We start from the raw sequence: 6,021 nt of genomic DNA, 5'->3' as shown, positions 1-6,021 counted from the left end.
CGTTATCTTTAAGTAATTCATTTGCTTTTTCTCTGCTGTAACCACCTGATAATACAACGACACGAACAACATTAGGATGTTCAGCTAACTCTTTGTATAAGTTTGGTTCAGTAGGAATTGTTAATTTCAACATTACTAATTGATCAGCATTTAAGCTATCTAAACCTTTTTTAAGTTCAGCTTTTAATACTTTTTCAATTTCAGCTTTGTCTTTTGCATTAATATTAACTTCTGGTTCGATAATTGGCACTAAACCTTTAGCAATAATTTGTTTAGCAACTTCAAATTGTTGTTCAACAACGTCTTTGATACCTTGCTCATTTAATTCTAAAATGTTAGAACGCATTTTTGTACCAAAAATGTGACGTTCGTTTGCACGGTCTAATAAACTGTCTAAGTTGTCGATTGGTTTCATTAATTGAACACCATTTTGCTCTTCAGCAAGACCTTTGTCTACTTTTAAGAACGGAACAACACCTTTATCAGCTAAGTAATCTGCAGTGTATTTGCCTTCTACTTCGCGATCCATTGTTTGTTCGAAAAGAATAGCACCCAAAATTTTATCTGGTGAGAATGAAGGTGAAGTTACCACACGTGTACGCATATCGTGAACAAGTTGGAACATTTCGTCTTCATTGCTATATTGATCTTCGTTTACACCATATTCTTTAAGTGCTTTTGGTGTACTACCACCACTTTGGTCTAATGCGGCAATAAAGCCTTTTCCATTTTTCATTTTTTCTAATTGCTCTTTATTCATACTTTCCACTCCTTAACTTTTCAATACACCTCCAGTATGATAAAAATGAGAACATTTCTCAAGTCATAAACCTTGAAAAGTGTATAAAATGTGAAAAATAATTGTCAGTTTAATTAAAAATATTATTTTATTCTAGGTATGACTAACGCCATTAATGACATAAAGAAAATATGTGTAATAATCCAACCGATTAATTCTGTCACACTAAATTGAAAAATTGGACGTTGCGCAATAAATACTAAAAAGGGATACAATGCTATAAATAAGAAAAATAAAGGGATATAACATAGATAGTAAAGCCTTTTAGAAGTATGAAACAGTAACACAAATACAAAATAAATGAGGCTACCAATTAGTAAGTGACATATTATTTCTAGAATAAATGGTGTATTGTCAGAAGGAATTAGAAAATCTAAATTCAATAATAAAGCTTTTAAATGTGATTGATTGCTTATTAAGTCAAACAACATGGTCATCCATAGCAACATGAATGATATGAAAATAGCAGCAATGAAATGGAACAATACTTTTAAACGCATTCGTATCACCTCAGAGTCAAATGGAATATAGTAAACAATTCCCTAATCGAACAAAATTATGCGCATAAACAAAGTAGATTGATATAAAATTCTTAATTATCAGAATATATTTACAAATCTGAATTTTATTAGTATATTGGATAGTATTCATAGAGGCATGACGGTATTTGAGCAGGATTTTAAATCGGATTTTATAATCGATTTAAGAGAGGCCACTTTGCTTGCACATTAATACTGTCAATGGGAGGGGAATGTATATGAGTAAAGCACATCAATTAATTCAAGAGGATGAACATTATTTTGCGAAATCAGGACGTATTAAATATTATCCGTTAGTGATTGATCATGGATATGGAGCAACATTGGTTGATATTGAGGGGAAGACATATATCGATTTGTTATCGAGTGCAAGTTCTCAAAACGTAGGTCATGCACCTAGAGAAGTAACAGAAGCGATAAAGGCACAAGTTGATAAATTTATTCATTATACACCAGCATATATGTATCATGAACCGTTGGTACGTTTAGCTAAGAAGCTTTGTGAGCTTGCACCTGGAGATTTTGAAAAAAGAGTGACCTTCGGATTAACCGGATCAGACGCAAATGATGGCATCATTAAATTTGCCAGAGCATATACAGGGCGTCCTTATATCATTAGTTTCACTAATGCATATCATGGTTCAACTTTTGGCTCATTGTCTATGTCAGCTATTAGTTTAAATATGCGCAAACATTATGGTCCGTTATTGAATGGTTTTTATCATATTCCGTTTCCAGATAAATATCGTGGTATGTACGAGCAGCCACAAGCTAATTCAGTAGAAGAATATTTAGCACCCTTAAAAGAAATGTTTGCGAAATATGTACCTGCTGACGAAGTAGCATGTATTGTTATTGAAACGATACAAGGCGATGGTGGACTTTTAGAACCAGTTCCAGGGTATTTTGAAGCGTTAGAAAAGATTTGTCGTGAACATGGTATTTTAATCGCTGTCGATGATATTCAACAAGGTTTTGGGCGAACAGGTACATGGAGTTCAGTCTCGCATTTTAATTTTACGCCTGATTTAATCACTTTCGGAAAATCCTTAGCAGGTGGTATGCCCATGTCAGCAATTGTTGGACGCAAAGAGATTATGAATTGTTTAGAAGCACCAGCACATTTATTTACAACAGGTGCTAATCCAGTTAGTTGTGAAGCTGCATTAGCCACAATTCAAATGATTGAAGATCAGTCGCTTCTTCAGGCTAGTGCGGAAAAAGGGGAATATGTTAGGAAACGAATGGATCAATGGGTATCTAAATACAATAGTGTAGGCGATGTTAGAGGTAAAGGTCTGAGCATTGGTATTGATATTGTTTCCGACAAAAAACTCAAAACACGTGATGCCAGTGCGGCACTTAAAATTTGTAATTACTGCTTTGAGCATGGCGTAGTTATTATAGCTGTAGCAGGAAATGTGTTGCGATTCCAACCGCCATTGGTGATAACATATGAGCAATTAGACACGGCGTTAAACACTATAGAAGATGCACTGACTGCTTTGGAAGCAGGTAACTTAGATCAATATGACATATCTGGACAAGGTTGGTAATAGCGATTATCTTAATATAAAATAAAAAATCATTTCCACATCTGGATGTTAATCAGATGGGAAATGATTTTTTTGATTTTTTATTTTGGTGGGTGGTATTCAGCTACATCATTTTTCTTAGAATGTCTAAGTCCATAACTTAAATATAGAATGATACCAACAATAAACCAAATTAAAGTGTATAATTTCGCTTCGAATCCTAATCCCCAGAATACTAGCAATACTAAAACAAATGTAATTGCTGGTAACACAGGATATAAAGGTAATTTAAATGCAGGAATTGGTAGATCTTTACCTTCACGCTTTCTCAAACGATACATTGCTAATGAAACGAACATAAATGCAACAAGTGTACCTGCTGAAATTAATTGTGCTAAAAATGCGAATGGGAACATAGAACCAATTAAAACACCAATAATAGTAAGTATAACTAGTGCGCGATTAGGTAAATGTTTGTCGTTTAAATGGCTTAACCATGAAGGTAATAAGCCGTCACGTCCAAATGAATAAAGTAAACGTGAGCCTGCTAACATCATACCAATTAATGCTGTAAACATACCGATAACAGAGATAGCTTGAACAATAGCTGCTACAACACCATGACCACTTTGACGTAAAGCCCAACCAACAGGTTCAGCATTGTTTGCGTATTGTGAGTAATGGAACATACCAACTAACACAAGTGCTACAGCAATAAATAATACGATAGCAACACTTAAAGAACCAAGAATACCTCTAGGCATTGTCTTTTGAGGGTCAAGTGCTTCTGCTGAGTTTGCTGCGATAGAATCGAAACCGATATACGCTAAGAAAATCATTGAAACACCAGCATATATGCCTTGCCATCCACCAAAGTCACCTGTAGCAGTTACTTTGTGTTCTGGAATAAATGGCACATAGTTACTAACATTTATTGCTGTTAAACCTACGATGACAAATAAAATAATAGCTAATACTTTTAAAATAACTAAAATGTTTTCCATACGTGCTGCTTCTGACATACCACGTGATAGTAATAATGCAGTTAATAAAATAACGATAGCAGCAATAATATCGATAAAACCGCCATTCGTACCAAATGGATTTGATAATGCTGCAGGTAATTCGATGCCAATTGGTTTCACAAGTCCGCGTAAATTCGCTGAGAATCCTGATGCAACAAAGGCTACGGCGATAAAATATTCAGCTAATAGAGCCCAACCGGCAACCCATCCAAAAAATTCACCAAATAATACATTGACCCAAGAATAGGCTGAACCTGCAAATGGCATAGCGGCAGCCATTTCTGCATAAGTAAATGCAACTAAACCAGCAACAATAGCAGCGAGTAAGAATGATAACGCAACGGCCGGTCCTGCATGTTCTGCAGCAACAATGCCAGGTAGCGTAAAGATAGATGTCGATACAATTGTTCCTACACCTAAAGCTAAGAAATCACGCACCCGAAGTGTACGCTTTAAATGACCATCTTTATTTTGATAGATAGCCGGATCCTCTTTTCGTGCTATTTTATTGAAAAAACTTCCCATAAACTTTCCTCCCAAACATTCATAAACAATTCTATACGGTGTTTTTTAATATGTTATATCATAGCACAAATAATCAATATTTTGTCTAAAAATTCTGAAAAATCACAACTTTATGTTACGTATTAATGACTTGTCTTGATAACATCCATAGATTTTTTAAATGATAAAACTGATTATAACAGATATTAAATGAATAAGTACTATTTTTGCTAATTTTCTAACAATTTTGCACATTATATTTTTAAAATCAATTTCATGTTTATGTCTGATTGGCTAGTTTGTATGAAATGTAATTCTTTGACTATAAAATGATGCATCAAATATGATGAGGGTAAGGCGGAAAATAGGAGGTTATATAGTAAGTCATTTAAGTCGAATAGCCATCCTTTTTAAAATGAAAAAAATAGAAAGCTCAATAGTTTGTTAAAGGCTTTAAATAGCGTCATTACGCAATTTTAGAATGCTAAAAATTGTCACAAATTTCAAATTACGTGCTAAAGCTTGAGATATCAATATTTATTGGCGATAGAGTGTAATTTGACTCCGCTTACATCTCAGTTTTATGTTTGTAATTTGGTAGCATAATATTATAATAAAATAAAATTGTTAATCTTTAATTTCAGTATAGATATTTTTACGTGTAGTCACGTGTAAAATAAATTCAATTAGGTTAGGAGACATAATTATGAAAACATTTGGTAAAAAGGTTGTATTAATCGGAGATGGATCTGTAGGATCAAGCTATGCCTTTGCAATGGTTACGCAAGGTGTTGCTGATGAATTTGTAATTATTGACATTGCAAAAGACAAAGTAAAAGCAGATGTTCAAGATTTAAACCATGGTACAGTCCACAGTCCTTCACCAGTTGATGTGAAAGCAGGTGAATACGAAGACTGTAAAGATGCAGATTTAGTTGTTATTACAGCTGGTGCACCTCAAAAGCCAGGTGAAACACGTTTACAATTAGTTGAAAAAAATACTAAGATTATGAAGAGCATTGTTAAGAGTGTTATGGATAGCGGCTTTGATGGATATTTCTTAATCGCGGCAAACCCTGTTGACATTTTAACAAGATTTGTAAAAGAATATACTGGTTTACCAGCAGAGCGTGTTATCGGTTCAGGTACTGTATTGGACAGTGCACGTTTACAATATTTAATTAGCCAAGAACTTGGTGTTGCACCTTCAAGTGTTGACGCTAGTATTATTGGTGAGCATGGTGATACTGAACTTGCAGTTTGGTCACAAGCAAATGTAGCAGGTATTTCAGTATATGACACATTAAAAGAACAAACTGGTAGCGAAGCTAAAGCGGAAGAAATTTATGTAAATACACGTGACGCTGCTTATGAAATTATCCAAGCTAAAGGGTCAACATACTATGGTATTGCATTAGCATTGATGCGCATTTCAAAAGCCATTTTAAATAATGAAAATAATGTCTTAAATGTTTCTATACAATTAGATGGTCAATATGGTGGTCACAAAGGCGTTTACCTAGGTGTACCAACATTAGTTAACCAACATGGCGCAGTTAAAATTTATGAAATGCCATTAAGTGCCGAAGAACAAGCGTTGTTCGATAAATCTGTTAAAA

5 protein-coding genes are annotated in these 6,021 nt (G+C 34.2%); 2 read left to right on the top strand and 3 right to left on the bottom strand.

What is annotated here, in order from left to right; all coding sequences use genetic code 11:
* Both IDG60_RS04705 and IDG60_RS04700 read right to left on the bottom strand, forming a co-directional pair.
* Positions 1-760, bottom strand: a 760-nt coding sequence (locus tag IDG60_RS04705; RefSeq protein WP_031806670.1) for a fructose bisphosphate aldolase, incomplete at its 3' end; no start/stop codon positions are given.
* A 122-nt stretch (positions 761-882) separates the two neighbouring features.
* Positions 883-1,299, bottom strand: coding sequence for a hypothetical protein (locus IDG60_RS04700; RefSeq protein WP_001237628.1), 417 nt, complete (start codon positions 1,297-1,299; stop codon positions 883-885).
* Between the two features lie 257 nt (positions 1,300-1,556).
* Between IDG60_RS04700 and IDG60_RS04695 the strand changes: the two genes are divergently transcribed.
* Positions 1,557-2,894, top strand: a complete 1,338-nt coding sequence (locus IDG60_RS04695; protein WP_000030072.1) for an aspartate aminotransferase family protein — start codon at positions 1,557-1,559, stop codon at positions 2,892-2,894.
* A gap of 80 nt (positions 2,895-2,974) precedes the next feature.
* Here IDG60_RS04695 and IDG60_RS04690 read toward each other — a convergent pair whose 3' ends face one another.
* A complete protein-coding gene (locus IDG60_RS04690) occupies positions 2,975-4,423 on the bottom strand; it encodes an APC family permease (RefSeq protein ID WP_000534425.1) in 1,449 nt (482 codons plus the stop codon).
* Between the two features lie 685 nt (positions 4,424-5,108).
* Between IDG60_RS04690 and IDG60_RS04685 the strand changes: the two genes are divergently transcribed.
* On the top strand, positions 5,109-6,021 hold a 913-nt coding region (locus IDG60_RS04685), incomplete at its 3' end, for an L-lactate dehydrogenase (protein ID WP_206160529.1).

The organism is Staphylococcus sp. EG-SA-2 (genome assembly GCF_017152085.1).
This window is presented reverse-complemented; position numbering and strand designations above follow the sequence as displayed.